At 72.8% G+C, this 26,064-nt stretch carries 23 protein-coding genes; 18 read left to right on the top strand and 5 right to left on the bottom strand.

Going from position 1 to position 26,064, the window contains the following annotated elements; genetic code table 11:
• Both FLX07_RS32405 and FLX07_RS32400 read left to right on the top strand, forming a co-directional pair.
• Entirely contained in the window at positions 1-2,901 is a 2,901-nt protein-coding gene (locus FLX07_RS32405; protein WP_142575490.1) for a fumarate reductase/succinate dehydrogenase flavoprotein subunit, read from the top strand.
• A gap of 80 nt (positions 2,902-2,981) precedes the next feature.
• The gene (locus tag FLX07_RS32400; RefSeq protein WP_142575489.1) at positions 2,982-3,179 is read left to right on the top strand and encodes a hypothetical protein; all 198 of its coding nucleotides are present in this window, start codon (positions 2,982-2,984) and stop codon (positions 3,177-3,179) included.
• Here FLX07_RS32400 and FLX07_RS32395 read toward each other — a convergent pair.
• Both FLX07_RS32395 and FLX07_RS36750 read right to left on the bottom strand, forming a co-directional pair.
• On the bottom strand, positions 3,172-4,290 hold the full coding sequence (locus FLX07_RS32395) for a YeiH family protein (protein WP_142575488.1): 1,119 nt from the start codon (positions 4,288-4,290) through the stop codon (positions 3,172-3,174). The genes FLX07_RS32400 and FLX07_RS32395 overlap by 8 nt on opposite strands.
• The gene (locus FLX07_RS36750) at positions 4,290-4,427 is read right to left on the bottom strand and encodes a hypothetical protein (protein ID WP_167748475.1); all 138 of its coding nucleotides are present in this window, start codon (positions 4,425-4,427) and stop codon (positions 4,290-4,292) included. Before FLX07_RS36750 ends, FLX07_RS32395 begins: the two co-directional genes overlap by 1 nt.
• A 136-nt stretch (positions 4,428-4,563) precedes the next feature.
• Here FLX07_RS36750 and FLX07_RS32390 point away from each other — a divergent pair, with 136 nt between their 5' ends.
• From FLX07_RS32390 to FLX07_RS32380, 3 genes are all read left to right on the top strand, one after another.
• A complete protein-coding gene (locus FLX07_RS32390) occupies positions 4,564-5,910 on the top strand; it encodes a lanthionine synthetase LanC family protein (RefSeq protein WP_142575487.1) in 1,347 nt (448 codons plus the stop codon).
• A gap of 21 nt (positions 5,911-5,931) precedes the next feature.
• Positions 5,932-7,068 (top strand): sulfite oxidase, encoded by a 1,137-nt coding sequence (locus tag FLX07_RS32385; RefSeq protein WP_142575486.1) that lies wholly within the window; start codon positions 5,932-5,934, stop codon positions 7,066-7,068.
• Positions 7,069-7,377: 309 nt separating this feature from the next.
• A complete protein-coding gene (locus FLX07_RS32380; protein ID WP_142575485.1) occupies positions 7,378-8,925 on the top strand; it encodes an amino acid permease in 1,548 nt (515 codons plus the stop codon).
• Here the strand turns inward: FLX07_RS32380 and FLX07_RS32375 are convergent.
• Positions 8,857-9,642: a TetR/AcrR family transcriptional regulator gene (locus FLX07_RS32375; RefSeq protein ID WP_208762503.1), complete on the bottom strand. Its 786-nt coding sequence runs from the start codon at positions 9,640-9,642 to the stop codon at positions 8,857-8,859. The two genes, FLX07_RS32380 and FLX07_RS32375, sit on opposite strands and share 69 nt — an antisense overlap.
• Before the next feature lie 145 nt (positions 9,643-9,787).
• Between FLX07_RS32375 and FLX07_RS32370 the strand changes: the two genes are divergently transcribed.
• The 7 genes from FLX07_RS32370 to FLX07_RS37245 all read left to right on the top strand — a co-directional run bounded on the left by FLX07_RS32370 (position 9,788) and on the right by FLX07_RS37245 (position 18,514).
• A complete protein-coding gene (locus FLX07_RS32370; RefSeq protein WP_142575484.1) occupies positions 9,788-10,603 on the top strand; it encodes an urea amidolyase associated protein UAAP1 in 816 nt (271 codons plus the stop codon).
• Positions 10,600-11,301 (top strand): urea amidolyase associated protein UAAP2, encoded by a 702-nt coding sequence (locus tag FLX07_RS32365; RefSeq protein WP_208762502.1) that lies wholly within the window; start codon positions 10,600-10,602, stop codon positions 11,299-11,301. Before FLX07_RS32370 ends, FLX07_RS32365 begins: the two co-directional genes overlap by 4 nt.
• Complete coding sequence (locus FLX07_RS32360; RefSeq protein ID WP_142575483.1) at positions 11,298-14,906, top strand: 5-oxoprolinase/urea amidolyase family protein; 3,609 nt, start codon at positions 11,298-11,300, stop codon at positions 14,904-14,906. Before FLX07_RS32365 ends, FLX07_RS32360 begins: the two co-directional genes overlap by 4 nt.
• Complete coding sequence (gene atzF / locus FLX07_RS32355; protein ID WP_142575482.1) at positions 14,899-16,581, top strand: allophanate hydrolase; 1,683 nt, start codon at positions 14,899-14,901, stop codon at positions 16,579-16,581. The genes FLX07_RS32360 and atzF overlap by 8 nt, the downstream gene beginning before the upstream one ends.
• Before the next feature lie 601 nt (positions 16,582-17,182).
• On the top strand, positions 17,183-17,716 hold the full coding sequence (locus FLX07_RS32350; protein ID WP_142575481.1) for a flavin reductase family protein: 534 nt from the start codon (positions 17,183-17,185) through the stop codon (positions 17,714-17,716).
• Positions 17,717-17,831: 115 nt separating this feature from the next.
• Positions 17,832-18,356: an NADPH-dependent FMN reductase gene (locus FLX07_RS32345; protein ID WP_142575480.1), complete on the top strand. Its 525-nt coding sequence runs from the start codon at positions 17,832-17,834 to the stop codon at positions 18,354-18,356.
• Entirely contained in the window at positions 18,353-18,514 is a 162-nt protein-coding gene (locus FLX07_RS37245; protein ID WP_208762501.1) for a hypothetical protein, read from the top strand. Before FLX07_RS32345 ends, FLX07_RS37245 begins: the two co-directional genes overlap by 4 nt.
• A 6-nt stretch (positions 18,515-18,520) precedes the next feature.
• Here FLX07_RS37245 and FLX07_RS32335 read toward each other — a convergent pair whose 3' ends face one another.
• Complete coding sequence (locus FLX07_RS32335; RefSeq protein WP_142575479.1) at positions 18,521-19,093, bottom strand: TetR/AcrR family transcriptional regulator; 573 nt, start codon at positions 19,091-19,093, stop codon at positions 18,521-18,523.
• Between the two features lie 84 nt (positions 19,094-19,177).
• Between FLX07_RS32335 and FLX07_RS32330 the strand changes: the two genes are divergently transcribed.
• Entirely contained in the window at positions 19,178-19,948 is a 771-nt protein-coding gene (locus tag FLX07_RS32330) for an oxidoreductase (RefSeq protein WP_142575478.1), read from the top strand.
• 135 nt (positions 19,949-20,083) lie between these two features.
• On the opposite strand, the gene FLX07_RS32325 is transcribed toward FLX07_RS32330, so the two are convergent.
• The gene (locus tag FLX07_RS32325; RefSeq protein WP_373292632.1) at positions 20,084-20,209 is read right to left on the bottom strand and encodes a zinc ribbon domain-containing protein; all 126 of its coding nucleotides are present in this window, start codon (positions 20,207-20,209) and stop codon (positions 20,084-20,086) included.
• A 38-nt stretch (positions 20,210-20,247) separates the two neighbouring features.
• Between FLX07_RS32325 and FLX07_RS32320 the strand changes: the two genes are divergently transcribed.
• The 5 genes from FLX07_RS32320 to FLX07_RS32300 all read left to right on the top strand — a co-directional run bounded on the left by FLX07_RS32320 (position 20,248) and on the right by FLX07_RS32300 (position 26,019).
• Positions 20,248-20,637 carry a pilus assembly protein TadG-related protein gene (locus FLX07_RS32320; protein WP_223854059.1) on the top strand — a complete coding sequence of 130 codons (390 nt, stop codon included), beginning with the start codon at positions 20,248-20,250 and terminating at the stop codon, positions 20,635-20,637.
• Positions 20,634-22,007: a LysM peptidoglycan-binding domain-containing protein gene (locus tag FLX07_RS32315; protein ID WP_142575477.1), complete on the top strand. Its 1,374-nt coding sequence runs from the start codon at positions 20,634-20,636 to the stop codon at positions 22,005-22,007. Before FLX07_RS32320 ends, FLX07_RS32315 begins: the two co-directional genes overlap by 4 nt.
• Positions 22,007-22,837 (top strand): AfsR/SARP family transcriptional regulator, encoded by an 831-nt coding sequence (locus FLX07_RS32310; RefSeq protein WP_142575476.1) that lies wholly within the window; start codon positions 22,007-22,009, stop codon positions 22,835-22,837. The genes FLX07_RS32315 and FLX07_RS32310 overlap by 1 nt, the downstream gene beginning before the upstream one ends.
• A 99-nt stretch (positions 22,838-22,936) precedes the next feature.
• Positions 22,937-23,302 (top strand): hypothetical protein, encoded by a 366-nt coding sequence (locus FLX07_RS32305; protein ID WP_142575475.1) that lies wholly within the window; start codon positions 22,937-22,939, stop codon positions 23,300-23,302.
• A 23-nt stretch (positions 23,303-23,325) separates the two neighbouring features.
• Complete coding sequence (locus FLX07_RS32300; RefSeq protein ID WP_142575474.1) at positions 23,326-26,019, top strand: tetratricopeptide repeat protein; 2,694 nt, start codon at positions 23,326-23,328, stop codon at positions 26,017-26,019.
• Positions 26,020-26,064 lie beyond the last annotated feature (45 nt).

Raw genomic sequence — 26,064 nt, 5'->3', positions numbered from 1 at the left:
GTGGACATCCCTTCCCCGGCGGACCGTACGCATCTGGAGTGCGAGGTCCTGGTGGTCGGCGGCGGCACCGCCGGGACCATGGCCGCGATCACCGCCGCCGAGCGCGGCGCCGACGTGATCCTGCTGGAGAAGGCGCACGTGCGGCACAGCGGGGCGCTGGCGATGGGCATGGACGGCGTGAACAACGCGGTCATCCCCGGCAAGGCCACCCCTGAGGACTACGTCGCCGAGATCACCAGGGCCAACGACGGGGTGGTCAACCAGCGCACGGTGCACCAGACGGCCACGCGCGGCTACGACATGGTCCAGCGGCTGGAACGCTACGGCGTGAAGTTCGAGAAGAACGAGCACGGCGAGTACGCGGTGCGCCGGGTCCACCGGTCGGGCAGCTACGTCCTGCCCATGCCGGAGGGCAAGGACGTCAAGAAGGTGCTCTACCGCGTGCTGCGCCGCCGCGACATCCGCGAGAAGGTGCGCATCGAGAACCGGGTGATGCCGGTCCGCGTGCTGACCAGCGAGGGGCGGGCCGTCGGCGTCGCCGGGTTCGACACCCGCTCGGGCCGGTTCGTCACGGTCGCCGCCGGTGCGGTGATCCTGGCCACCGGCGCGTCCGGACGGCTCGGCCTGCCCGCGAGCGGCTACCTCTACGGCACCTACGAGAACCCGACCAACGCCGGCGACGGATACGCGATGGCCTACCACGCGGGCGCGGAGCTCAGCGGCATCGAGTGCTTCCAGATCAACCCGCTGATCAAGGACTACAACGGCCCGGCCTGCGCGTACGTCGCCAACCCCTTCGGCGGCTACCAGGTCAACGCCGAGGGGGAGCGGTTCGTCGACTGCGACTACTGGTCGGGCCAGATGATGGCCGAGGTGGCGAGGGAGATCGCCTCGGCCCGCGGCCCGATCTACCTCAAGACCACCCACCTGCCCGACGAGACGCTCACCGCGCTCGAGAACGTCCTGCACACCACCGAACGCCCCACCCGGGGCACCTTCCACGCGGGACGCGGGCACGACTACCGCACCCACGACGTCGAGATGCACATCTCGGAGATCGGCCTGTGCGGCGGCCACTCGGCCTCGGGCGTCTGGGTGGACGAGAACGCCGCCACCACCGTCCCGGGCCTGTACGCCGCGGGCGACCTGGCCTGCGTGCCGCACAACTACATGATCGGGGCGTTCGTGTTCGGCGACCTCGCCGGGGCCCACGCCGCCGAGCACCACCGCAGGCCGGGGGGACTGCCGCAGGACCAGATCGCCGCCGCGCACGAGCTGATCTACCGCCCGCTGCGCAACCCCGACGGCCCGCCGCAGCCGCAGGTCGAGTACAAGCTGCGGCGGTTCGTCAACGACTACGTCGCCCCGCCGAAGACCGCCAGGAAGCTGGACATCGCGGTGGAGACGTTCGAGCGGATGCGCGACGAGATCGCGGCCATGGGCGCGAGAACCCCGCACGAACTGATGCGCTGCGCCGAGGTGACGTTCATCAGGGACTGTGCCGAGATGGCCGCCAGGTCCTCGCTGCTCCGCACCGAGAGCAGGTGGGGCCTCTACCACGAGCGCGCCGACCTGCCCGAGCGGAACGACGACGAGTGGCTCTACCACCTCAACCTGCGTAAGAACGCCGACGGCGCGATGGAGTTCGTCAAGCGCCCGGTCGAGCCCTACCTCGTGCCCGTCGAAGGCTTCGCCCCCCGCCCGGCCGAGCCCGTCCTGGTCGGGGCGTACGGCCCGGCCGGCCCGGCGCGGCGCAGGGCGGGCGGGCGGCTCGCGGTGGAGGCGATCGGGCGCTCGCCGCGCATCCTCGAACTCCTGCGGCTCGCCGACGGCGAGCCGGCGCTGGACCAGATCACCCCCTACCTGGCGGAGGCCGACCCCAAGGTCCGCAGGGCGGCCGTCGCGACGCTGACCGAGACCGCGCCCCGGGGCGTGGAGACCGCGCTGACGCTGGCCCTCGCGGACCCGCACGGCACGGTGCGGCGCGCGGCCGCCACCGGCCTGCGCGAGCTGGTCGAGGTGCTGCCCGCGACCGAGGGGTTCGGCGCCGCGCTCCGCGCCGTCGCCGGTTACCCGGAAGCGGGCCGGGACGGAGCGGGCCGGGACGGAGCGGGCCAGAGCGGAGCGGGCCAGAGCGGAGTCGGCCAGAGCAGAGTCGGCCAGGGCGGAGTCGGCCAGGGCGGAGCGGGTCAGGGTGGAGCCGCTCAGGGCGGAGCGGGAGATCCGGTGGTCCGCGCGGCCGTCCTGGACGTCCTGCGGGCGCTGCGCCTCGGCGACGCCGCGCTGTTCGAGGCCGCGCTCGCCGACGCTGACACGAGGGTGCGGATCGAGGCGGTCGGGGGCCTGGTCGCGCTCGACGACGCGGAGCGGGTGGCGCTCGCCGCCGGCGACCGGGACCGTGAGGTGCGCGTCTGGGCGGCCAGGGGGCTCGGCGTCGTCGGCCTGCCGGGCGGCGCCCCCGCCGTCGCGCGGCTCGCCGCCGATCCCGACCCGCTCGTCCGGGCGGCGGCCCTGGAGGCGCTCTCCGGGCTGGGCCGGGTTCTCCAGCAGGATCCGGGCCTCGCGGAGACGGCCGTACGGGCCCTGGCGGATCAGGCCTGGCAGGTGAGGGTGGGCGCGGCGCGGGGACTGGCCGCCGCCGACCCGGCCCTCGCGGTGGAACCGCTGGTGGCGGCGCTGGCCGACCCGCACCTCGACGTGCGCAAGGCCGCGGTGCTCGCGCTGTCCGCGTGGGCGGCGCGGACGGAGGTGGCCGCGGCCCTGCGGGGTGCTCTCGGCGACTCCGACGCCGACGTCCGGGCCTACGCCCGCAAGGCGCTGGACGCCGCGCGGGCCGAAGGGGTCGAGAGGGCCGAAGGGGCCGAAGGTCCGAGCGCGGTCCCGGCGGGAGCGCGGGCATGAGCGAGCGCGGCGAGCGCATCGGTCGGCACGATGCGCCGGGCTCCATGCTCCCCCCAGCCGCGAGGCGAGGGGGCCGCCGCATGAGCGAGCGCGGCGAGCGGATCGGTGGACGCATCAGCGGACGCATCAGCGGACGCATCAGCGGACACGGTGCGCCCGGCGTGCCCCCGGACCCCTTCCCCGGGGACACGCACTGGTACGACCTGCCGGACGACGACGCGGCGCCGGAGGAGGACGAGGGCGCCGTGTCCGGCTGGTTCGGCCGGTGGCTCAGGTGACGGTGAAGCCGCTGAACAGGACCGTGGCGAGCCCGAGGGCCAGCAGCACGTTGGCCACGGTGGCGGCGGCGAAGACGGCGACCGGACGCCAGCCCGCCTCCCGGAGCGAGGCCACCCGGAACTCCAGGCCGATGCTGACGAAGGCCAGGATGAGGAACCAGGTGCGCAGGTCGTTGGCGACGCCGACGACCGCCTTGCCCTCGGCCGCGCCGACCGTGGTCAGATACCACGTGGTCACCACCGAGGCCGCCAGGAAGCCGAGCACGAACTTCGGGAACCGGCGCCACAGCTCGCCCGCGCCCGGCCGCTCGGCGCCGGGACGGCGCTCGACCCGGAAGGCGAACCAGGCGGTCAGCGCGACCACCACGACGCCGATCAGGGCGTTCTGCGTGACCTTGACGATGGTGGCGACGGCCAGCGCGTTCTCGCCCGCGAGGGTGCCGGCCGCGGTCACCGCCGCCGTCGTGTCGATGTTGCCGCCGATCCAGGCGCCCGCCACCTCCGGGCTCAGCCCCAGGGCCGAGGCCAGTGCGGGGAGGACGAAGATGGACGGCAGGGCGAACGCGATCACCAGGCTCGCGCTGTAGGCAAGCTGCTCGCGCCTGGCCTGTACGGCTCCCGCCGCCGCGATGGCGGCGCTGACGCCGCAGATGGACACCGCGGCCGACAGCAGCGCCCGCAGCCTGTCGTCCAGCCCGAGGCGGCCGCCGAGCCACCAGGTGAACAGGAACACCGCGCTGATCAGCACGATGCCCTGGACGATCGCGGGACCGGCCGCGGTGACGATCACCTTCAGGTTGATCGACGCTCCGAGGAGCACCAGGCCGGTCTTGATGAAGAACTCGGTGCGGAAGCCGGCGGCCAGGCGGTCACGCAGCCCGGTTGCGGTGAGCACCGCGTTGCCCAGCAGGCCGAGGGCGATCGCGTAGACGGGGAACTCGATCGTCTTGGCCAGGCCGGAGCCCGCGAACCACTCGGGCACGCCCTTCTCCAGGGCTCTGGTGCCGGCGGCGAGGACGAGGACGGTGAGGACGCCGAGGGCGGGCCAGTGCCACGCCGTGGCCCTCGTCGTGGCCCGCGTCGTGGCGGGAAGGGCCGTTTCGCTGCTCATCACGGCACCAGCCCCGTCGGGATCACGCCGGTGATGACCAGCGCGAGGAGGACGAGGCCGACGACGGTGGCGGCCCAGTCCTCGTTGATCGCGGCACGGGTGTGCTCGCCGACGGTCGGGGGGTCTTCGTTGCTCACGCCGGACGCCTTTCTCGGGAGTCGAGTGCTCGGCTCGACTGTGGAGCGCTAATACCCATCAAGTCAATAGGGAATACAGGAAAGGCTTGGAGCAGATACTTGCTATTACCTACCAGGTTTGTGGGATAGTGAGGTCATGGGCCCGGACCCGTTCCGCTCATCCGATGAGCGCGCAGAGACTCCGCTGACGGCCGCCATCATGGCGGGACGGTGGATACGCACGGCCGCCGTCGACGACGAGAGCGGGAGGCGGTGGCGGGCCAACCCCGACCCGCACGGCCGGGCGGCGACGCCCGGCGGACCCGCGTCCCTTCACTCTGCGTCTCTCCACGCCGCGTCTCTCCATTCCGGGGCGGCCGGGATCGTGCTGTTCTTCCTGGAGCTCGCCGCCGGGACCGGGCACGACGCCTACCTGGAGGACGCCCGCGCGGGCGCCCGCTACCTCGCGTCGACCTGGCGGCGGCAGGCCGACGCGTCGCTCCACCACGGCCTCGCCGGTGTCGTCCTCGCGCTGACCGAGGCCGGCTGGGCGCTCGGCGAGGAGCGTTTCGAGAGCGCGGCGCTCGCGGCGGCCGACAGGATCGTCAGAAGCGCCCGGGGGTTCGACGACGGCGGCATCGGCTGGTCGGGCGATGTCACGCTGCGCGGTGACGGCGGCGTCGTGCTGGGGCTGCTGCGCGCCGCGGCGGCGCTTGGCGTGCCGGCCTACGAGGAGATGGCCGTCGAGGCGGGACGGCGGATCGCGCGGCTGACCGCGCCCCGCGAGCGGCCCACGGAGTGCCCGGCCCTGCCCGCGGAGGCGGCCCCGCCCGGCTTCCTCGCCGGAACGGCCGGAACGGCCTTCCTCCTCGCCCACCTGTACGGTGCGACGGGCGAGGAGGCCTTCCTCGACGCGGCGCGCCGCGGCGCGGCCCTCGTCCGGGCCGCCGGCGTCCTGACGGGGGAGAGCGCGGCGGTCACCGACCACCTGGGCTACTGCTCGGGGTCCGCCGGGATCGCGCGCATGTTCTACGAGCTGTATCGGGTGAGCGGCGACGGCGGCGACCTGGAGTGGGCGAAGCGGCTCGCCAGGGGGGTCAGGGAGTCGGGCGCGCCCTTCCGGCAGACCGCGGGGCTGTGGAACGTCGCCTGTCAGTGCTGCGGCACCGCCGGACTGATCGAGCTGTACGTGGGCTTATGGGCGGCGACGGGGGAGCAGGAGCACCTGGAGTTCGCCCGCAGGCTCGCCGACCACCTGATCGGCCGGGCGACCGGTTACGACGGCCGGGGATACCGCTGGTATCAGGCATACCGGCGGCACCGTCCCGGAGAGGCGTCGGCCGACACCGGCTATCTGACCGGGGCGGCGGGGATCGGGGCGGCCCTGCTGCACCTGGACGCGGCGGGACAGGCGGACCGGCCGCGCCGGGTGATCCTGCTGCCCGACAACCCCTTTCCGCCCATTCCCATGCCGGCCGTCGCCCTGCGGAGGCCGGCCGGCTGACAGCGGCAGGTGAGGAGGCGCATGACTTCCATGAGGGACAGATGTGCAACACGGCGTACGGCGCCGGAGACGGCACCCCCGCCCGGCATCCGCAAGCCGCTGCCGCCCCGCCTGTTCGCCGTGCACGGCACGAACGCGGAGACCCGCTGGGAGGCGCTGCGCGGCGAGGACTACCTGACGCCGGACGGCCTCTTCTTCGTCCGCAACCACACGGCGACGCCGCTGATCGACGCGGCCGCCTGGCGGCTCACGCTGTGGGGCGACGCCCTGCGCGGCGGGCCGGTCGCGTTCACCTACCGCGACCTGCTCGGCATGCCGGCCGAGACCGTGACCGCGTTCATCGAGTGCGCCGGCAACGGGCGCCGCCTGTACGGCGAGCAGCAGAACCAGGAGGTGTCCGGCACCCCCTGGCGGCTGGGCGCGGTGGGGGTGGCGCGCTGGCGGGGCGTGCGCCTCGCGGCGCTCCTGGACAGGGCGGGGATGAGCGACAGGGCTGTCGCGCTGATGCCGCGCGGGCTCGACGCCGACTACGTCGAGGCGGGGGAGAACCTGGGGAGGGTGCGGCGCCCGCTTCCCGTGGCGAAGGCGCTGGACGACGTGCTGGTGGCCTACGAGATGAACGGGCGGCCCCTGCCGCCCGACCACGGTCATCCGGCGCGGCTGGTCGTGCCGGGCTGGGTGGGCGCCGCCTCGATCAAGTGGCTGGGGGACGTCGAGGTGTCGGCGGAGCCGCTGGAGTCGCCCTGGAGCACACGGCTCTACCGGATGCACGGCCCCGGTCACCCGCCCGGGGGCGGCCCGCCGCTGACCCGGATGGGGGTGAAGAGCGCCTTCGAACTGCCCTGGCCGGCCCGTCTCGAAGCAGGGCGCGAGCATCTGCTGCGCGGCCGTTCGTGGTCGGGCGGCGGGCGCGTGGTCCGGGCCGAGGTCAGCGACGACGAGGGCGTTTCGTGGCGTCCGGCCCGCCTGCTCGGCGACCGGCACCCGCACGGCTGGGTCCGCTGGACCTTCCCCTGGACCCCACGCGAGGCGGGGAACCTCCACCTGCTCGTCCGGGCCGCCGACGAGACGGGCGCCGTGCAGCCCGGCCACGCGGCGTACAACGTTTTCGGCTACGGCTTTGACGCGGTGGTGCGCCATCCCGTCCTCGTGACCTGACCCGGTCGTCGACGGTGATCCCGCAGGTCACCGCAGGGACCGGCGGAGGCGAGAGGGTGCTCGCGGCGCGAGCGCCGGCCGGGGACGGCGATGTCCGTCCCGGGGCGGATGTGTGCGGCGCCGGGTGACGCAGACGGTGGCGGTGGCCCTGGCGCCGGGTCGTCGAGGAGGATTCCCCGTCGAGGGGCGCGGTGAGGGATGCGGTGAGGGATGCGTTACGGCGGATGAACGCGGCCGTGACGACGCGGAAACGACGGCCCCGTACATAACTGTCAACCGACAGAAATCTCTCCAGCGCCCGGAGTCCCGATGGCCGTCACCGCCCCTTCATCGCCTCCCACCGACGAGAGCGCCCTGCAGACGTTCGGCTACCGCCAGGAGCTGCACCGCAGCATGGGCAGGTACGCCTCCTTCGCCGCCGGCTTCTCCTTCATCTCCGTACTGACCACGGTCTTCCAGTTCTTCGCCTTCGGGTACGCCTTCGGCGGCCCGGCCTTCTTCTGGACCTGGCCCGTCGTGCTGGCCGGACAGATCCTGGTCGCCCTGTGCTTCGCCGAGCTGGCCGCCCGCTATCCGATCTCCGGCTCCATCTACCAGTGGTCCACCCGGCTCAGCACGGCGACGTTCGGGTGGTTCGCCGGGTGGATCATGATTCTCGGGCAGATCGTCGTGATCGCCGCCGCGGCGCTCGCCCTGCAGATGGTGCTGCCCGCGATCTGGCCGGGTTTCCAGCTCGTCGGCGGCGATCCCGCGCCCACCACCGCCACGGGCGCCGCCAACGCCGCGATTCTCGGCCTGATCCTGCTCGCGCTCACCACCACCGTGAACGTCGTCGACAACCGCGTTCTCGCCCGGATCAACAGCATCGGCGTCACCGCCGAGATCGTCGGTGCGATCCTCATCGTCGTGCTGCTGCTCACCCACGCCGAGCACGGTCCCGGCATCACGTTCAGCACCGGCGGGCAGGGCGGGGCCATCGGCGCGCTGCTGGTCGGCTCGTTCACCGCCGCCTACGTGCTCATCGGGTTCGACAGCGCGGGAGAGCTGAGCGAGGAGACCCGCAGCCCCCGGCTGGTGGCGCCGCGCACCATCCTGACCGCGCTCACGGCGGCCGGGGTGCTCGGGGGGCTCATCCTGTTCGCCGGTCTGCTCGCCGCTCCCAGCCTGACCGACGGGAGGCTCGCCTCCGAGGGCCTGTCCTACGTGCTCACCAGCAGCCTGGGCGACTGGGTGGGCAAGCTGCTGCTGGCCGACGTGGTGCTGGCGATCACCGTGGCGACCATGGCGATCCAGACCGCCGCCACCCGGATGTTGTTCTCCATGGCACGCGACGGGGCGATGCCCCTGTCGGGCGCGCTGTCCAGGGTCTCGCCCCGCACCGGGATGCCGGCCGGGCCCGCGCTGGTCACCGGAGTGGGCGCGGCGGCCATCCTGCTGCTCAACTTCGCCTCTCCCGAGGCGTTCCTGGCCATCGGCACGACCTGCATCGTGCTGCTCTACCTGGCGTACGCGATGGTGACGGGCCCCCTGCTGCTCCAGCGCCTGCGCGGTGGCTGGCGGGGCGGAGCGCCGGGCGGGTTCGCCGAGGACGGCAGCCGGCTGTTCAGCATGGGCCGCTGGGGCCTGCCGGTCAACGCGCTGGCCTTCTGCTACGGCCTGGCGATGATGGTCAACCTGGCCTGGCCGAGGACCGAGGTGTACGCCCCGATCACCGGCCACTGGTTCTTCCAGTGGTTCACCCTGCTCTTCCTGGCGGCGGTCGTCGCTCTGGGCGCGCTCTACCGGCGGCTACGCCGGCCCGCGGCCGGCCTCGCGCGGGTCGGGCAGATCCCGGTCGGCAACACCGGCCAGGCGTAGCGCCGCGTCGGCGGTGGCGGCCGCCAGCGTCTCCAGGACGTCGGCGGCCATCTCGCCCGGGGCGTCCCTGCGGATCAGGATGACGCCCTCGATCAGCGCGAACAGCAGGTCGGTGCGCAGCGCCCGGTCGGCGGGCGTGAGCGCCGCACCGGCGGCGGTGGCCGCCAGCAGCCGCCTGTAGGTGTCCTTGAGCTCGCCGCGCATGCGCAGGAAGGCGGCGAACCGCTCGGTGCGCACCTCGGGCAGAAGGTAGAGCGCGCCGAGGTTGTGCGGGCCCGAGCACAACAGCCGGGCATCGCAGTGGCACAGCTCCCACAGCCGCTGTTCGGGCGTGCCGCCGGTCAGGGCGCGGGCGGTCTCCAGCGAGGGCCGCACCGTGCTCTCCAGCAGTTCGGCGAGGATGTCCTCCTTGCCGTCGAAGTAGTGGTAGATCGACGCCTGTCTGATGCCGGCCCGCTCGGCCATCGCCCTCGTCGAGGTCGCGGCGTAGCCGTTGGTCGTGAACAACTCGGCCGCCGCCGTCAGGATCTCCTCGCGCGGGCTCAGCTCACTTCGTGGACGCGCGACGGCTCGCGGCCTGCCGACCCTCCGCACGCCCGAACCGGGCTGGGTGGAACCGGGCTGGGTGGAACCGGGCTGGGCGGTACCGGGCTGGGTGGAACGGGGCTCGGTGGCACCGGGCTGGGTGCTACCGGGCTGGGTGGAACGGGCACTCACCGGACGATCCTCGCACACCTGCCTCCGGCCGCCGCGGCTGTGCGCTTCCGGTAACAGGCGGGAAACCGGGGGGCGCGTGAGCGGAAACACACCCCGCCTAATTTCTGTCGTGCGACAGAAATCCACCCCCCGAGGAGGAGGCGTCATGGCGACCAGCACGACCTACGGCGCGCGCGAGCACGCCCGAGCACAGGAGGGCACCACAAGCGGCACCATGCCGGTGCTGCCGGCCTCGGCCTGGCCCACCCCGCCCGACGGCGTCGACCCCGCCCACCTCGTGTGGGCCGAGACCGTCGCCGGAGGCGGCTACACCCACAAGGTGCTGGCCCGGGGCACCGAGCTGCGCCTCACCGACCTGGCCGGCGACGCCTGCGCGCACCTGCTGCTCTACGTCGAGGGCCGCCCCTGGGAGCGGCTCAACGTCGCCGACACCGTCAAGGTGTTGTGGAACGCCTACCTCGGCGAAGGCCACCTGCTGCTGTCGGATCAGGGCCGCGTGCTGGCCTCCGTGGTCGCCGACACCTCAGGGCGCCACGACACCGTGTGCGGGACCTCCACCCTCCGGCGCAACACCGAACGGTACGGCGACGGCTCCCCGCACGGCCCCGCCCCGGCCGGACGCGAGCTGTTCACGCTGGCCGCGGCCAAGCACGGGCTCCAGCCCCGGGACCTGCCCCCGTCGATCTCCTTCTTCCAGGGAGTCACGGTCGGCCCCGACGGCGGCCTGACCTTCACCGGCTCCGCCGGTCCCGGGGCGTCGGTCACCCTGCGCGCCGAGATGCCGCTGACCGTGCTCATCGCCAACACCGCCCACCCCGTGGACCCCCGTCCCGCCTACACCTGCACCCCGCTGGAGGTCCTGGCCTGGCGTGCCCGCCCCACCGGCCCCGGCGACCCCCTGTGGCAGGCCGGCCCGGAAGGCCGCCGCGCCTTCCTCAACACCGCCGAGGTGACCCGATGATCCAGCCCCACGTCACCGAGCCCCACGTCACCGGGCCCCACGTCACCGAGCGCGATGTCACCGAGCCTGATGTGCCCGTGATGGACGTGCCCGTGGTCGATGCGCCCGTGCTTGATGTCACCGTGCCCGCCCGCGCCCCCTGGTCGGCGATCATCCGCGCCGGGCAGGAGCTGACCATCACCGACCTCGGCGGCAACCAGGCCGTCGACTGCCTGCTGTACGACGCGCACGACACCGCCGTCCGGTACAGCGCCCCCGACACCATCCAGGCCCAGGGCGCCATCTTCCTCACCACCGGCAGCGTGCTGCTGTCCAACGAGCACACCCCGCTGATGACCGTCGTCGCGGACACCTGCGGACGCCACGACACCGTCGGCGGCGCCTGCTCCAAGGAGTCCAACACGCTGCGCTACGGACACCACACCTACTCCCAGCACGCATGCGTCGAGAACTTCCTCATCGAGGGCAGCCGCCACGGGCTCGGCAAACGCGACCTGGTCAGTAACATCAACTGGTTCATGAACGTCCCGGTCGAACCCGACGGCACGCTCGGCATCGTGGACGGCATCTCCGCTCCTGGCCTCGCCGTCACCCTGCGGGCCGAGACCGACGTGCTGGTCCTGATCTCCAACTGCCCGCAGATCAACAACCCGTGCAACGGCTTCGACCCCACGCCCGTGCGGATGACGGTCCGATGAACACCCTCCTCATCGCCAACCGGGGCGAGATCGCCGTCCGCGTCATCGCCACCGCCCGCCGCCTGGGCCTGCGCACGGTCGCCGTCTACTCCGACCCCGACCGGGGCGCCGCCCACGTCCGCCTGGCCGACCACGCCGTACGGCTCGGCCCCGCCCCCGCCCGGGAGAGCTACCTGGACGCCGACCGGGTGCTTCAGGCCGCCCTGGACAGCGGCGCGGACGCCATCCACCCCGGTTACGGTTTCCTGTCCGAAGACGCGGCCTTCGCGCGCCGGGTCGAAGCCGCCGGGCTGGCCTTCGTCGGTCCCACTCCCGAGCAGCTCGACCTGTTCGGCGCCAAGCACACCGCCCGCGCCGCCGCCGAGCGGGCCGGCGTGCCGTTGCTTCCCGGCACCGGCCTGCTCCCCGATGTAGACGCGGCCCTGAGCGCGGCGCAGGACATCGGCTACCCGGTCATGCTCAAGGCCACCGGCGGAGGCGGCGGCATCGGCATGCGCGCCTGCCGGGACGCCGGCGAGCTGGCCCAGGCGTGGCACAGCGTCCAGCGCACCGCCGCCGCCAGCTTCGCCTCCGCCGGGCTGTTCCTGGAACGCCTGGTCGAGGGCGGCCGGCATGTCGAGGTCCAGGTCTTCGGCGACGGTATGGGCGGCGTCGTCACATTCGGCGACCGCGACTGCTCCCTGCAGCGGCGTCACCAGAAGGTGCTGGAGGAGGCCCCCGCCCCCGGCCTGCCGCCGCTGGTTCGGGCCAGGCTCGCCGACAGCGCCGCCGGCCTGTGCGCCTCCGTGCGCTACCGGTCGGCGGGCACCGTCGAGTTCATCTACGACCCGGTGCGCGCCGAGCCGTACTTCCTGGAGGTCAACACCCGCCTGCAGGTGGAGCACCCCGTCACCGAGGCGATCTACGGCGTCGACCTGGTCGAATGGATGCTGCGCCTGGCCCAGGGCGACGCGAGCCACGTGCACGCCGCCCTGCACGACCCGCCCGCGGCCGCCGGCCACGCCGTCGAGGCCCGGGTCTACGCCGAGGACCCGAGCCGCGACCACCGGCCCAGTGCGGGCCTGCTCACCCGCGTCGCGTTCCCCGCGGGCGCGCGGGTGGACGGCTGGGTGGAGACGGGCACCCAGGTCAGCAGCGCCTACGATCCGCTGCTCGCCAAGGTCGTCGCGCACGGCGCCGACCGGGACCAGGCGCTGGACCGGCTGGCCGCGGCGCTGGCCGAGACCAGGATCGACGGTGTCGAGACCAACCTCGGGCTGCTGCGCGCCGCGGCGGAGGATCCTTCCGTACGGGAGGCCACGCACGGCACCGCCACCCTGGCCGGTCTCGCCGACGGCTCCCGCCGCATCGAGGTGGTGCGGCCCGGCACTCTCACCACGGTGCAGGACTGGCCGGGACGGACCGGCTACTGGCAGGTGGGCGTGCCGCCGTCGGGGCCGATGGACGACCGCTCGTTCAGGCACGGCAACACCGCCCTGGGCAACGACCCCGGCGCACCCGGACTGGAGTGCACGTTGCGCGGCCCGGCGCTGCGCTTCAGCCACGCCACCACCGTCTGCGTCACCGGCGCGCCCGCGCCCGTCACGGTGGACGGCACGCCCGTCCCCCAGTGGGAGCCGGTCACCGTGCCCGCCGGCGGCGTGCTGGACATCGGCGCCGCCGAAGGGCCGGGGCTGCGCGTCTACCTGCTGATGGCGGGCGGGTTCGACGTTCCCCACTACCTGGGCAGCGCCGCGACGTTCACGCTCGGCGGGTTCGGCGGCCACGGCGGCCGGGCGCTGCGCGCCGGAGACGTCCTGCACGGCGGCCACCCCGAGCAGGGCGGTCACCCTGAGCACGGCTACCACCCTGAGCACGGGGAGTCCCTCAAGCTCGGGGAGTCTGTCAAGCACGGGGGACGCATCGCCTCCGGCGGCGACGAAGCAGGGGAGCGGCCCGCGTTCGGGCACGCCTGGCGGATCGGCGTGGTCGAGGGCCCGCACGCCAACCCCGAGTTCTTCACCGACGACGACATCCGCGACTTCTACGCCGCCCAGTGGAAGGTCCACCACAACTCCGCTCGCACCGGCGTTCGACTGATCGGGCCCAAACCGCGCTGGTCCCGCCTCGACGGGGGCGAGGCGGGACTGCACCCCTCCAACATCCACGACACGCCCTACTCGGTGGGCGCCGTGGACTACACCGGTGACATGCCGGTCGTGCTCGGCCCCGACGGCCCCTCGCTCGGCGGGTTCGTCTGCCCGGCCACCGTCGTCACCTCCGAACGCTGGAAGCTCGGCCAGCTGCGGCCCGGAGACACCGTCACCTTCGTCCCCGTGCCTTCCGCGATCGGCGTCCCCGGCGACGGCGGCGTGCTCCACCGCCTCCCCGAGACCGGCGAGCGGCCCGGCGTCACCTACCGGCGCAGCGGAGACGACAACATCCTCGTCGAGTACGGGCCGATGGAGCTCGACCTGGGCCTGCGCATGCGCGTGCACGCCCTGGCGGAGGCGCTCGCCGCCCGAGACCTGCCCGGCGTCGTCGACCTCACCCCCGGCATCCGCTCGCTTCAGATCCATCTCGACCCCGCGACGCTGTCCCAGCGCGAGCTGCTGGCCGAGCTGCTCCGCATCGAGGCCGGTCTGCCGCCCACCGGAGAGCTGGAGGTGCCCAGCCGCGTCGTCCACCTGCCCCTGTCCTGGGACGACCCCGCCACCCGGGAGGCCATCGCCCGCTACATGGCGGGAGTCCGCGACGACGCGCCCTGGTGCCCGTCGAACATCGAGTTCATCCGCCGGGTGAACGGCCTGGAGGACGTGGCCGAGGTCCACCGCGTCGTCTTCGACGCCGAATACCTCGTCCTCGGGCTCGGCGACGTCTATCTCGGCGCTCCCGTGGCCACCCCGCTCGACCCCCGGCACCGTCTGGTCACCACCAAGTACAACCCCGCCCGCACCTGGACCGCCGAGAACTCCGTCGGCATCGGCGGCGCCTACCTGTGCGTCTACGGGATGGAGGGACCGGGCGGCTACCAGTTCGTGGGCCGTACGACGCAGGTGTGGTCGAGTTGGCAGCAACGCGGCGCGTTCCAGCCGGGCTCTCCCTGGTTGCTGCGCTTCTTCGACCGCATCCGGTGGTATCCGGTGACGCCGGAAGAGCTGCTGGAACTACGCGCCGACCTGGCGGCGGGGCGCCTCGAACCCAAGATCGAGGAAGGGGTTTTCCGGCTCGCCGACCACCACCGCTTTCTGGCCGAGCACGCCGAGTCGATCGCGGCCTTCCGGCGGCGGCAGGCCGCCGCCTTCGCCGCCGAGCGGGCGGCCTGGCAGGCGTCGGGCGAGTTCGACCGGGCGGAGCAGCCCCCGAGCACGGCCGAGACCGAGCTGGAAATTCCGCCGGGCTGCCAGGTGGTGGAAGCGGAGTTCACCGCGAGCGTCTGGCAGATCAGCGTCACGCCGGGCCGGCGGGTCGCCGCCGGGCAGCCGTTGATCGTGCTGGAGGCGATGAAGATGGAGTCCGCCGTCCTGGCCCCCGCCGACGGCGTGGTCGAAGGAGTCCTGGTCGGCCCCGGTGACCAGGTGGAGGCGGGCGCCCCGCTGGTGGTGCTGAGGAGTGATCGTGACTGAGACGGCACTGGACCGGGTCCGCAGGGCCTACGCCCGGATCGCCGAGACGGACCGTCCGGAGATCTGGATCGACCTGCGGCCGCAGGCCGAGGTGGAGGCCGAGGCCGCCGCCGTGGACGCTCGCGTGACGGGCGGCGACCGCCTTCCCCTCGCGGGCCGCCTGCTGGCCGTGAAAGGCAACATCGACGTGGCCGGACTGCCGACCACCGCCGGCTGCCCCTCCTACGCCTACCGGCCGGAGGCCGACGCCCCTGCCGTCGCCCGGCTCCGCGAGGCCGGCGCCATCGTGCTCGGCACCACGAATCTGGATCAGTTCGCCACGGGGCTGGTCGGCACCCGCAGCCCCTACGGCGCGGTGCGTGCCGCCACCGACCCGGACCGGATCTCCGGAGGATCCAGCTCGGGCTCGGCGGTCGCCGTCGCGCTCGGCCTGGCCGACCTCGCGCTCGGCACCGACACCGCGGGCTCGGGCCGGGTCCCCGCCGCCTTCAACGGCATCGTCGGGGTCAAGCCCACCTACGGCCTGATTCCCTCGGAAGGCGTGGTCCCGGCTTGCCGGAGCCTCGACTGCGTCAGCGTCTTCGCCCGTACGCTCCCCGAGGCCCAGCGGGCCGTGGCCCTCATGACCACCCCGTCCGCACTGCCCGCATCCCGCCCGGCTCGCCGCCCCGGACCCTGGCGGCTGGCCGTGCCCGCCACCGCCGGCCTCGGCACGCTGGCCCCGGGCTGGGCCGAGGCGTTCGAGACCGCGGCAGGCGGGCTGGCCTCGGCGGGCGTCGAGATCCACCCGATCGACCCCGCCCCCTTCCTGGAGGCCGCCGCGCTGCTCTACCAGGGGGCCTTCGTCGCCGAGCGTTACACCGCGGTCGGCGCGTTCGTCGAGGCGTTGGCCGACAAGGGCGACCCCGACCTGGATCCCACTGTCGCCTCCATCATCACCGCGGCTCGTGACCTGCCCGCCCACCGCCTGTTCGCCGACGGGGAACGGCTCGCGGCACTGCGCGAGCACGCCCTGTCCCTGCTCGGCGACCGCGACGCCCTGCTCCTGCCGGTCACTCCCCGCCATCCCACGCCGGCGCAGGTCGCGGCCGACCCGGTCGGCGTCAACAGCGACCTCGGCCGCTTCACCAACTTCGTCAACCTCTTCGACATGTGCGCGCTTGCCGTGCCCGCCGGACAGGTGGACGGGCTGCCGTACGGGGTCATGCTGGTCGGCCGGACCCACGCCGACGACGACCTGGTCGCCATCGCCCGGCTGCTCCAGCCGGCCGTCCGCCTGGCTGTGGTCGGCGCGCACCTGTCGGGACAACCGCTCAACCACGAGCTCACCGCGCGCGGCGCCCGCCTGCTGGCCACGACCACGACCGCCGCGCGCTACCGGCTGCACGCCCTGGCCACCGAGCCGCCCAAACCAGGGCTCGTCCGCGCGCTTGAGGACGGTGGTCCCGAGAACGGCGCGGCCATCGAGTGCGAGGTGTGGGAGCTTCCCGCCGAAGGGCTGGGCGACCTGCTCGCGGCCCTTCCCCGCCCGATGACGCTGGGCCGGGTCGAGCTGGCCGACGGCACGAACGTGCCCGGCTTCCTCTGCGCTCCGGAAGGGCTGCGCGGCGCGGCCGACATCACCACGTACGGAGGGTGGCGCGCCTACCTCCGATCACTGGCGGTCCGTGGCTGACCCGCTCCCTGCCGCCCACCCACGACCTCCCTTTCCCCACCACGATCTCCCGATCTCCCGACCTCCCGACCTCCCGACCTCCCGACCCCCGACTCCCGGGCCGCAGGTCGCCCCGGCCCTCAGGAGGGCGGCGACCTGCGGCCCGCCGCGTTGGTGCGCGGGAGCCCGAATGCAGGCGGCCGAAGCCGGGGAACCACGTCAGGACTGCCGGGTGGGCATCGGCGACCGGTAGGGCCGAGCCCTGATCGGCGCGAGCGTACCTGCGGCTGGCTTATTTCCCTGTAAAGCTAGTAGGAAATATTGACTTTCTGAACCGGTGATCGTACGTTCGGTGGTATGAGCCAGGGCGTTCGTCTGACCCGGCGTTTGAGCGTGGACTACGGCCACGTCGCCGGCGCACAGTGTTGTTGATCATGAATCATCCGTCGTTCTCGTGCCGATGAGGAGCCGGCCGCGGCACGCGGCCGCCCTCCTCGCGAGCCGGGCGTGACCGCGTCACGCCCGGTCCCGCCTCCATCCCAATCCCTGATCCCGCGTGCCGTGGTGCCCGCGGCGGGCGGGATCGACCCTGTGAGCAGCTGCGACCTTCCGGAGGTTTGCCATGACGGAGACTCTGCTCGGCCCCGGCCTCGATGCCGACGACTACAAGCGCGGGCTGGACGCCGGCGACTACAAGCGCGCACTCGCGGTGCACGCGGCCGGAGTCGTCGTGATCACCGCGCGGAGTGGGGGAGCGCCGGTGGGGTTGACCGCGACCTCGTTCTCCTCGGTCAGTCTGGACCCGCCCCTCGTCTCCTTCTACGTGGACCAGTCGTCCACCACCTGGCCGTCGCTGCGCGCGGCGGACCACTTCGCCGTCAACGTCCTGGCCAGCGACCAGGCCGAGCTCGCCGCCCGGTTCGCCCGCAAGGGCGCGGACCGGTTCGCCGAGCCCACCCGGTGGCGTCCGGGCCCGCTCGGCGCGCCGCTGATCGAGGACGTCTCCGCGCACCTGATCTGCCTGCCGTACGAGCGGGTCGGCGTGGGCGACCACGTCCTCGTCGTGGGGCTGGTCACCCAGGCCGAGGTGCGCGCGCCGGGGCGTCCGCTGCTGTATCACCAGGGCCGCTTCGGCCGGTTCATCGCCCACCCGTGATCCCGCTTTCGCTTGGCAGGACCGCCCGTTTCGATCTGGAGGACCCTCTGTTGACCACTCGTACGCTCTTCGGCACGAACACAGGACAGGCCGGGCGGCACGAGGCGGTGGCCTCGTGAGCTCTCTCGTGGTGCTGGTCGGCAATCCGCGCGGCGGTTCCCGGACCCACCTCGCGGCCGTGGCGGCGGCCGAGGAGGTGGGGCGCCGGATCGGGCATGAGGCGCCGCCCGAGGTCGTGGACCTGTCCGGGATCGGGCCGCACCTGTTCACCCCAGGGCCCTCGCCGACCGTGGAGGTGGCGCTGGAGCTGGTCGCCGGAGCGCAGGTGCTCCTGGTGGCGAGCCCCACCTACAAGGCCACCTACACCGGCCTGCTCAAGGCGTTTCTCGACCGCCTCCCCGGTGGTGCGCTGACCGGAACGGTGGCGCTGCCGCTGCTGGTCATGGGCTCTCCCCGGCACGCCCTCGCCGTCGAGCTGCACCTGCGTCCCGTGCTGGTCGAGCTGGGCGCGCTCGTGCCCACCCCCGGCCTGGCGCTGCTCGAGGCCGAGATCCCCGACCTCGACCGCGTCCTCGCCGACTGGGCCGATCGAGTCGCCGCGCAGGTGACCGGGGCGCTGGAGAGGAGGGCGACCGCGTGACGACCACCCACGCTCCCGCGTACACGACCCCCGCCGGCGTCGCCGCCCTCGGCCCCCGCGTCTCGCCGGCCGCTTGCTACGTCACCGGCGCCACCCTGGTCGTCGACGGCGGCCTCGACGCCAACCTCGGCCTGCTGCCGGTGCCGGAGCCGCGCTGACGGGTCTCAGCCGTGGTTCGGCGCGGCGTAGCGCAACCCGTCATACAGGATCGTGGCGATATGCAGCGCATCGTCCTTCCAGCCTTTGGCGCGCATCCCACAGATGCCTCCGAGGGCGCGCAGGACGAGGCGTCCCTCAACGTCGCTTCGGACGAGACCGGCGGCAACGCCTGCGGCGAGAAGTTCGTCAAGGGCGCGGGCCATCTCGTCGCGCGCGTCGTCGAAGACCGGCGAGTCGGTTGCCATGATGCTGTCCAGCGCCTCGCCCATCCCTCTGCCTACTGCCGCGTGCTCCACGAGCAGCAGCAGGAAGGCGCGCAGTGCTTCGTCCGGGGCGTGCTGTGCGAGCAGTCGGGCGGGGGCTGCACAGAGCTCCGCGACTTCCTGGCGGTACACCTCCGCGACGAGCGCCTCCCGCGTTGCGAAGTGACGGTACAGCGTGCCGACGGCCACATCGGCTCGGCGGGCGATCTCCTCCACATGGGCGGCGTCGTCGGCGAGGAGCGCCTCACGGGCCGCGGCCAGGAGCGCTTCGCGGTTGCGGCGGGCATCCGCGCGCAGTGGACGTGATGACGGCAACGGTCCTCCATAAGGTGAATCGGACTCCGGTTTGAGTGTACAGTTCCGGAGTCGGATTCACCTTACCGAAGGAGTGCGCTCACGATGATTGAGCACGACACTGTGTCCGGCCTGCGTGTGCTTGTGACCGGCGGTAGCCGAGGGCTCGGGGAGGCGACGGCGCGTCGCTTCGCCGCAGCCGGCGCCACCGTGCTGACGGCTTCGAGAACCGCACCCCCGGACGACTTGCCCGCCACCTTCATTCCCGCCGACCTGCGGTCCGAGAAGGGAGCGGCGGAACTCGGCCGACGAGTGGTGGACAGCGTCGGAGGCGTCGACGTCCTGGTCAACAACGCGGGAGCCGCAACCGAACCGATGCCCACCCTTGAGCGGTCGGACGCGTCCTGGCTCGCCGACCTGGAGATGAACCTGCTCAGCGCGGTCCGACTTGACCGGGCCCTGGTTCCGGGGATGATCGAGCGGGGCTCCGGCGTCGTGGTGCACGTCTCCTCGATCGCCAGTCACCTTCCCCAACCCGCCGAGGCGTCGTACGCCGCGTCGAAGGCGGCACTGAACGCCTATAGCCGCGAGTTGGCGACGGCGGTGGGAAAGCACGGCGTGCGCGTGGTGTGCGTCCTGCCGGGCTTCGTCGTCACCGAGGGAGCCGCCGCCCACCTCCAGCAGATGGCCGACACCCGGGGCATCGGCATCGACGACGTCAAGCAGCAGATCGTGGACCACCTGAAGGTGCCGATGGGGCGCCCAGGCGAACCCGAGGACGTCGCCGAGATGATCGCGTTTCTCGCCTCCGGCCGCGCCAAATGGCTCACCGGAGCTCAGTTCCGGGTCGACGGCGGCATCATCCCCGTGGTCTGAGCCGCACCCCGATACGCGGTTGGAGGAGAGACACCTTGACATCCTCCCCCTCCTGAAGGAGGGGGATTCCAACCCTCACGGGTTGGTCTTCGTTTTTCACTGCCGGTTGCCCTCTCGGAGGTCTCCGTTGAGGTCTTACACCAGCTCCACAGGCGTTTTACCTCTCCGCCAGCCCGGCGGCGAGGAGTTCGCGGCGGCGTTGACGTCGCGGTCATGGACCGCGCCGCAGGCGCACCTCCACTCGCGCACGCCCAGCGGCATCGCGTTTTGCAAGGACACGCGACCGCGGGTCGGTCACCCTGTTCACCGCCGTGGCGGTCTTCCCGCTGATGCTGGTGCTCGCCGGCTTCCTGTGGGACGGCACCGCCAAACTCCGCGCCGGCCGCGAAGCCTTCAATGTCGCGGAAGAGGCGGCTCGGGCCGGCGCCGGATACGTCGACCAGCGCGCCGCCTACACCGACGGCCGCTACATCGTCGACCGGGCCGCCGCCCTGCGCGCCGCGCGCTCCTACCTCGCCACCACCGGCCACACCGGGACCGCCACACCGGCCGGCACCCACGCCATCCAGGTCCGCGTACGAGTAACCGAGCCCACCCTGTTCCTGGCCCTGATCGGCATCAACGACATCGCGGTGACCGGGACGGCCACCGCCCGCCTCGTCCCCGGCGTGGAGGGAGAACTGCAATGACGAGGTTCCGCCTGCTGGACGGGCTGCGGGCGCTGCTGGCCGCCACCGTCCTGACCGCGCTCATCGCCGGCGTGCCCCTGGTGCTGTATGCGCTGGCCGGATCCCCCCTGCCCGCCCATCTCCCGGGCTTGGGCGAGATCGGCCACGCACTCACCCACCGCGACGACGGCACCCTCTTCCTCGCCGTCGTCAAGGTTGTGAGCTGGGCGGCGTGGGCGGGCTTCGTGGCCAGCACCCTGGTCGAGCTCGCCTCCCGCATCAGCGGCCGCGCCACCCCGCACCTGCCCGGGCTCGGCGCCGCCCAGTGGCTGTCGGCCCAGCTCATCTCCTCGGTCGCGCTCGCCGCCGGTTCCCCGGCCGCGTTCGTCATGGCCGCCGTCCCGCCGGCCGCCGTGGTCGCCGCCGCCCCCGCCGCGCTGGCTGACACCACCACCGCTGCACCGGACGCCGGCCGCGATCCCCTACGCTTCGCCGGCGCTGACACGTCATCGGGGTTTGGACAGTTCACCACGACCGGGACTCACGCTCTGTCCGGCCAGGCGCACGCCCGAGTGCTGCGGCTCACGCACGCGGCGTACCAGGTGCGCCGCGGCGACTGCCTATGGACCATCGCCGAACACCACCTCGGCGACGGCGACCGCTACACCGAAATCGCCGACCTCAACACCGGCCGCGCCATGACCGACGGCGCGCGTTTCACCCAGCCCGATGTGATCCGTCCCGGCTGGGTGCTGCGCATGCCGGCCACCGCGACCGACCTCGACCGGCCACAGCCGCCCGTCACGGATCGCCACTCCGGCCACCCGAGCGCCGCACCCGAGTTCTCCCGCCCGCACGACGGCGCCCCCTCCTCGCCCCCGCCCTCGGCCAGCCAGGAGTTCTCGAAGGAGGGGGAGCAACCGGCAGTCGTAGGAGACGCTGCCCCACCCGCGTACACGCCACAGACCCGGGAGGCGCGTATATCGGCGCCGGAACCGACCGCGATCCTGCTGACCGACGGCGGAGAGGCGGAAGACAGCGGTCCCAGCGCACCGGTTGCGGCATTCGCCGGGGGAGTGGCCGTCGGCTCCCTGCTCACCCTCGCCCGCCTCCGCCACGCCCAACGCCAAGCACGCCGCCGCGGCCGCCGCATCACCCTGCCCACCGACCCCGACACCCTGCGCACCGAGCAGGAACTACACCGCCTGGCCGCACCCGACGCTCGCGGACCCGCCCGCCAGGCCCTGGCCACCCTCGGTGATGCCACCGCCGCTGCCGGCCGCGACCTGCCGCACGTGCTCGGCGCACGCGTCCGCGCCGGCACCGTCGAACTGCTGCTGGCCCAGCCCGCCGGTACGCCACCCGCCCCGTTCACCCAGGGCCGCACCTGATGCCGCTCGAGTCCTACCAACGGCTCGGGGAACTGTTCACCGCCGCCGCCGACACCACCGACGTAGCCGCAGACGCCCCGCCGTATGACGCCTATGCGGGCGAGAGCCTGCTGCCGCCGGCGAGTGGCGCGAACGGGGCAGCCATCTCGGAACTTGCTGACGACCAGCAGGAACACGTGGCGTTCGAGGTGGGGGAGCCCGCACAGTCGGAAGCTGCCGAGCCCGAGTCGCAGCGCGATGAGGCGCTGAACGCGGTGCAGGTATCCATCCTCGGGCCGCTGGAGATCACCGGCACCGTCGCCGACCTCCAACCGAAGATGGCCGAACTCGTGCTCGCCCTGGCCCTGGCCGGGCCGACCGGGCTCCGCAACATCCAGCTCGCCGCCATGATGGGCCCCGACCCCGACACCACCAAGCCCTCCGACCAACTGCGCCAACTCATCACCCGCACCCGCGGCAAACTCGGAAAGGCCCCCGACGGCCAGGCACGCATCCTGTGCGACTCCGCCTACGTGTACCGCGTCCACGCCATCACCCTGGACTGGACCCGCTTTCAAGAGCTCGCCGACCGCGGCGCCAAACACAACTCCACCACCGACCTCTGGGACGCCCTCACCCTGGTCCGAGGACCTGTGCTCGACGGCTGCTACCACTGGTGGCTGGAAACCCCCGTGATCGAGAACATCCGCGCCGAAATCGTCGACGCCGCCGACCTGCTCTCAGCCGCCGGCGGTCAGGGCGTCGAGTCGAAGCTACGGGTTCTGATCGCGCCGAAACTCGTGCGTACACGTGGCAACAGTCACGTTTCATGGACGGCGCGAGAGGCCTGATGCATTTGCCGAGCGAATCACATGGTGTGATCTTGATAGGTGGCTGATGATGCCGGTATGCGCGGATGGGGAGCGGTATGGGGTGGAGCCGGGGTCGCGGTGGCGGCCCTGGCGGCGCTGGGCGTCTACCTGTCGCGGGTGGGGCTGGATAAGGCGGACAAGCTGGCCAGTGTGATCGGGCTGTTCGTGGCTCTGGTCGGGCTGGGGGTGGCGGTGTACGGGCTGTTCGCTGAGCGGAGACGCGGTGGCGGCGGTGTGCGGCAGCGGGCCAAGGCCACCGGGCGTGGCCGCGTCATTCAAGCTGGCCGCGACATCAACACCGGGCAGTCGCGGTCCAGAGGAAGCAACGACGATGCTGCGGGGAGTGGTGCCACCTCCGATGAAGCACGCCCGGTGCGTCAGCAGGCCACGGCTGCCGAGGACGGGCGGGTGGATCAGGCCGGCCGCGACATCGGCAAGCGGTGAGGCCGTCACGTGGGTCACGCAAGGTGATCCAGCATGCGGAGGGTTCGGGGCTGGCCCGGATTTACCAGGCGGCCGGAGACCTGATCCTATATGGGGGCGAGGAGCCGTACCGGTGGGCCCTGTGGCCTGCACCGGCGCCGCCTCCGGCGACGGGCGAGGCGCGGGCGCAGCCGAGTGAGCTGCTGCGGGCCTCTCATGCGCTCGTCGCCTTCACCGGCCGCCACGATCTGCTGGCAGAGCTGGCGGACTGGCGGGATGCGGGCACCGGGCAGGATGTGGCGGTGCGTCTGATCCATGGGCCGGGCGGGCAGGGCAAGACCCGGCTGGCCGGACACGTGGCGCACCTGTGGCGGCAGCAGGGGTGGGCGGTGCTGGCGGCCCACCACCGGCGTGACCGCTCCACCGCGGCGGACTTCGAGGTTCCCGCCTTCGACGAGGCGGCCGGGGTGCTGGTGGTGGTGGACTACGCCGAGCGGTGGGACATCGCCGACCTGCTCACCCTGCTGCGTGACGCGCATGTGTCCGGACGGGTGCCGGTTCGGGTGCTGTTGCTGGCCCGCCCGGCCGGCACCTGGTGGGACAGTCTGAAGGGGCGGATGCAGCGCGATCTGCGCCTGCTGCCCACCCGGCGGGAGCTGGCGCCGCTGGAGCAGGAGACCGGGATCACTCGTACGGCGCTGTTCGCCGCGGCCCGTGATCGGTTCGCCGAGCTGCTGCGGGTGCCCGGGGCCGGTGCGGCGGCCGCGCCGCCCGCGCTGGAGCGGCATGAGGCCTTTCAGCTGGTGCTGACCGTGCACATGGCCGCTTTGGCCGCGGTGCTGGCCGCCGAGCGTGGTCAGGTGGCGCCCGTCGACCCGGCGCGGGTGTCGGAGTTCCTGCTGGCGCGTGAGCGGGATCACTGGGAGGCGATGGCCTCCCTGCGCCGGGACAGGCCCATGGCGACCTCGCCGGAGGCGATGGGGCAGATCGTCTACACCGCGACGTTGACCGGTCGGCTCGGCTATGACGACGGCAAAGCCGCCCTGGCGCGCGCCGAGGTCGAGTCGACTCAAGCGATCGGGCAGCTTCTGAAGGATCATGCGCTGTGCTACCCACCCGCCGCGGCTTCCGGCCCCGGGCCGGCTTCGCCGGAGGGGGGTTCGGCTGCTCACGCGAGTGCCACGGTGCTGGAGCCGTTGTATCCCGACCAGCTGGGCGAGGACTTCCTCGCCTTGTCCACCCCCGGCCATTCCTACGATTTTCCCGTCGACCTGTGGGCGCAGACGGCGCCTGCCCGGCTGCTGGCCCCGCCCGCCGACGCCGATGACGGACCGGTCGAGCACGGCGGCGTACCGGTATGGGCACGGCATGCGGTGATCACGCTGATCGAGGCCGCTCACCGATGGCCCCACCTGGCGCAGCGGCAGTTGTATCCGCTGCTGGCCGCCGCCCCTGATCTGGCTGTGCACGCAGGTGGCGCCGCTTTGGCCAGCCTGGCCGACCTGGATGACATCGACGCGGAGCTGCTGGCGGCCATTGAGGCGCTGCTGCCCGGTCATCGGCACATCGATCTCGACATCGGGGCCGCCGCGGTGGCGTCCCGCCTGGCCAGGCACCGGCTGGCCGCCGCCACCGATCCGGCCGCCCGTGCCCGCATTCATGACGCCCTGGCTATCCGCCTGTTCTACGCGGGCCTGCACGCACGCGCTTTGGCCGTAGGCCACCGGGCCCTGCGGCTCTGGCAGCAGCTCGCCGCATTGAACCGGGACGCCTACCTGCCTGACCTGGCCGGCTCGTTGAACGACCATGCTGTGCGGCTGGCGGAGGTCGGGCGGCGGGCCGAGGCGGTCCCGGTCAGTGAGGAGGCCGTCCGCCTGCGCCGGGAGCTGGCCGAGCTCAACCGGGACGCCTACCTGCCCAACCTGGCCGGCTCGTTGAACAACCACGCGAACCGGCTGGCGGAGGTCGGGCTGCGGGCCGAGGCGGTCCCGGTCAGTGAGGAGGCCGTCCGCCTGTATGGCGAGCTGGCCGAGCTCAACCGGGACGCCTACGTGCCCGACCTGGCCACCTCGTTAAACAACCACGCGAACCGGCTGGCGGAGGTCGGGCGGCGGGCTGAGGCGGTCCCGGTCAGTGAGGAGGCCGTCCGCCTGCGCCGGGAGCTGGCCGAGCTCAACCGGGACGCCTACCTGCCCGACTTGGCCGCCTCGTTGAACAACCACGCGAACCGGCTGGCGGAGGTCGGGCGGCGGGCCGAGGCGGTCCCGGTCAGTGAGGAGGCCGTCCGCCTGCGCCGGGAGCTGGCCGAGCTCAACCGGGACGCCTACCTGCCCAACCTGGCCGGCTCGTTGAACAACCACGCTGTGCGGCTGGCGGAGGTCGGGCGGCAGGCCGAGGCGGTCCCGGTCAGTGAGGAGGCTGTCCGCCTGTATGGCGAGCTGGCCGAGCTCAACCGGGACGCCTACCTGCCGGACTACCTGCAAAGCCTCATGGCCCGAGGGTATGTGTTGATCGCAGACCGCCAATTCCGTGCCGCCATCACCCCGCTGATTGAGGCGTTGCAGGCATCGCAGGAACTGCCCGAGTACGTCGCCGGAGACATCATCGGCCCGGCCGCCGACCTGCTACGTCTCGCCTATGCGGGAGATGCCACCGCTGTAACCGACGAGTTCCGCATAGTCACCGGCCAGGACATCCCAGCTTGGATGAAGGAATCACCCTCCGCCACCGCAGGCTGACCAGAGCGACCTCGATAGCTTCCGGATCCCGGGTTCGACCGTCTG

The organism is Microbispora bryophytorum, assembly GCF_006874465.1.
GTDB lineage: Bacteria > Actinomycetota > Actinomycetes > Streptosporangiales > Streptosporangiaceae > Microbispora > Microbispora bryophytorum.
Note: the sequence above shows the minus strand (reverse complement) of the source record. Positions and strands in the feature narration are given on the sequence as shown.

Excerpts from the sequence above, each read along its gene's own strand:
- FLX07_RS32400 (WP_142575489.1), top strand. The coding sequence starts at position 2,982 with ATGAGCGAGCGCGGCGAGCGGATCGGTGGACGCATCAGCGGACGCATC.
- FLX07_RS32395 (WP_142575488.1), bottom strand. The coding sequence starts at position 4,290 with ATGAGCAGCGAAACGGCCCTTCCCGCCACGACGCGGGCCACGACGAGG.
- FLX07_RS32390 (WP_142575487.1), top strand. The coding sequence starts at position 4,564 with ATGGGCCCGGACCCGTTCCGCTCATCCGATGAGCGCGCAGAGACTCCG.
- FLX07_RS32385 (WP_142575486.1), top strand. The coding sequence starts at position 5,932 with ATGACTTCCATGAGGGACAGATGTGCAACACGGCGTACGGCGCCGGAG.
- FLX07_RS32380 (WP_142575485.1), top strand. The coding sequence starts at position 7,378 with ATGGCCGTCACCGCCCCTTCATCGCCTCCCACCGACGAGAGCGCCCTG.
- FLX07_RS32370 (WP_142575484.1), top strand. The coding sequence starts at position 9,788 with ATGGCGACCAGCACGACCTACGGCGCGCGCGAGCACGCCCGAGCACAG.
- FLX07_RS32365 (WP_208762502.1), top strand. The coding sequence starts at position 10,600 with ATGATCCAGCCCCACGTCACCGAGCCCCACGTCACCGGGCCCCACGTC.
- FLX07_RS32360 (WP_142575483.1), top strand. The coding sequence starts at position 11,298 with ATGAACACCCTCCTCATCGCCAACCGGGGCGAGATCGCCGTCCGCGTC.
- FLX07_RS32350 (WP_142575481.1), top strand. The coding sequence starts at position 17,183 with ATGACGGAGACTCTGCTCGGCCCCGGCCTCGATGCCGACGACTACAAG.
- FLX07_RS32330 (WP_142575478.1), top strand. The coding sequence starts at position 19,178 with ATGATTGAGCACGACACTGTGTCCGGCCTGCGTGTGCTTGTGACCGGC.
- FLX07_RS32325 (WP_373292632.1), bottom strand. The coding sequence starts at position 20,209 with ATGCCGCTGGGCGTGCGCGAGTGGAGGTGCGCCTGCGGCGCGGTCCAT.
- FLX07_RS32315 (WP_142575477.1), top strand. The coding sequence starts at position 20,634 with ATGACGAGGTTCCGCCTGCTGGACGGGCTGCGGGCGCTGCTGGCCGCC.
- FLX07_RS32310 (WP_142575476.1), top strand. The coding sequence starts at position 22,007 with ATGCCGCTCGAGTCCTACCAACGGCTCGGGGAACTGTTCACCGCCGCC.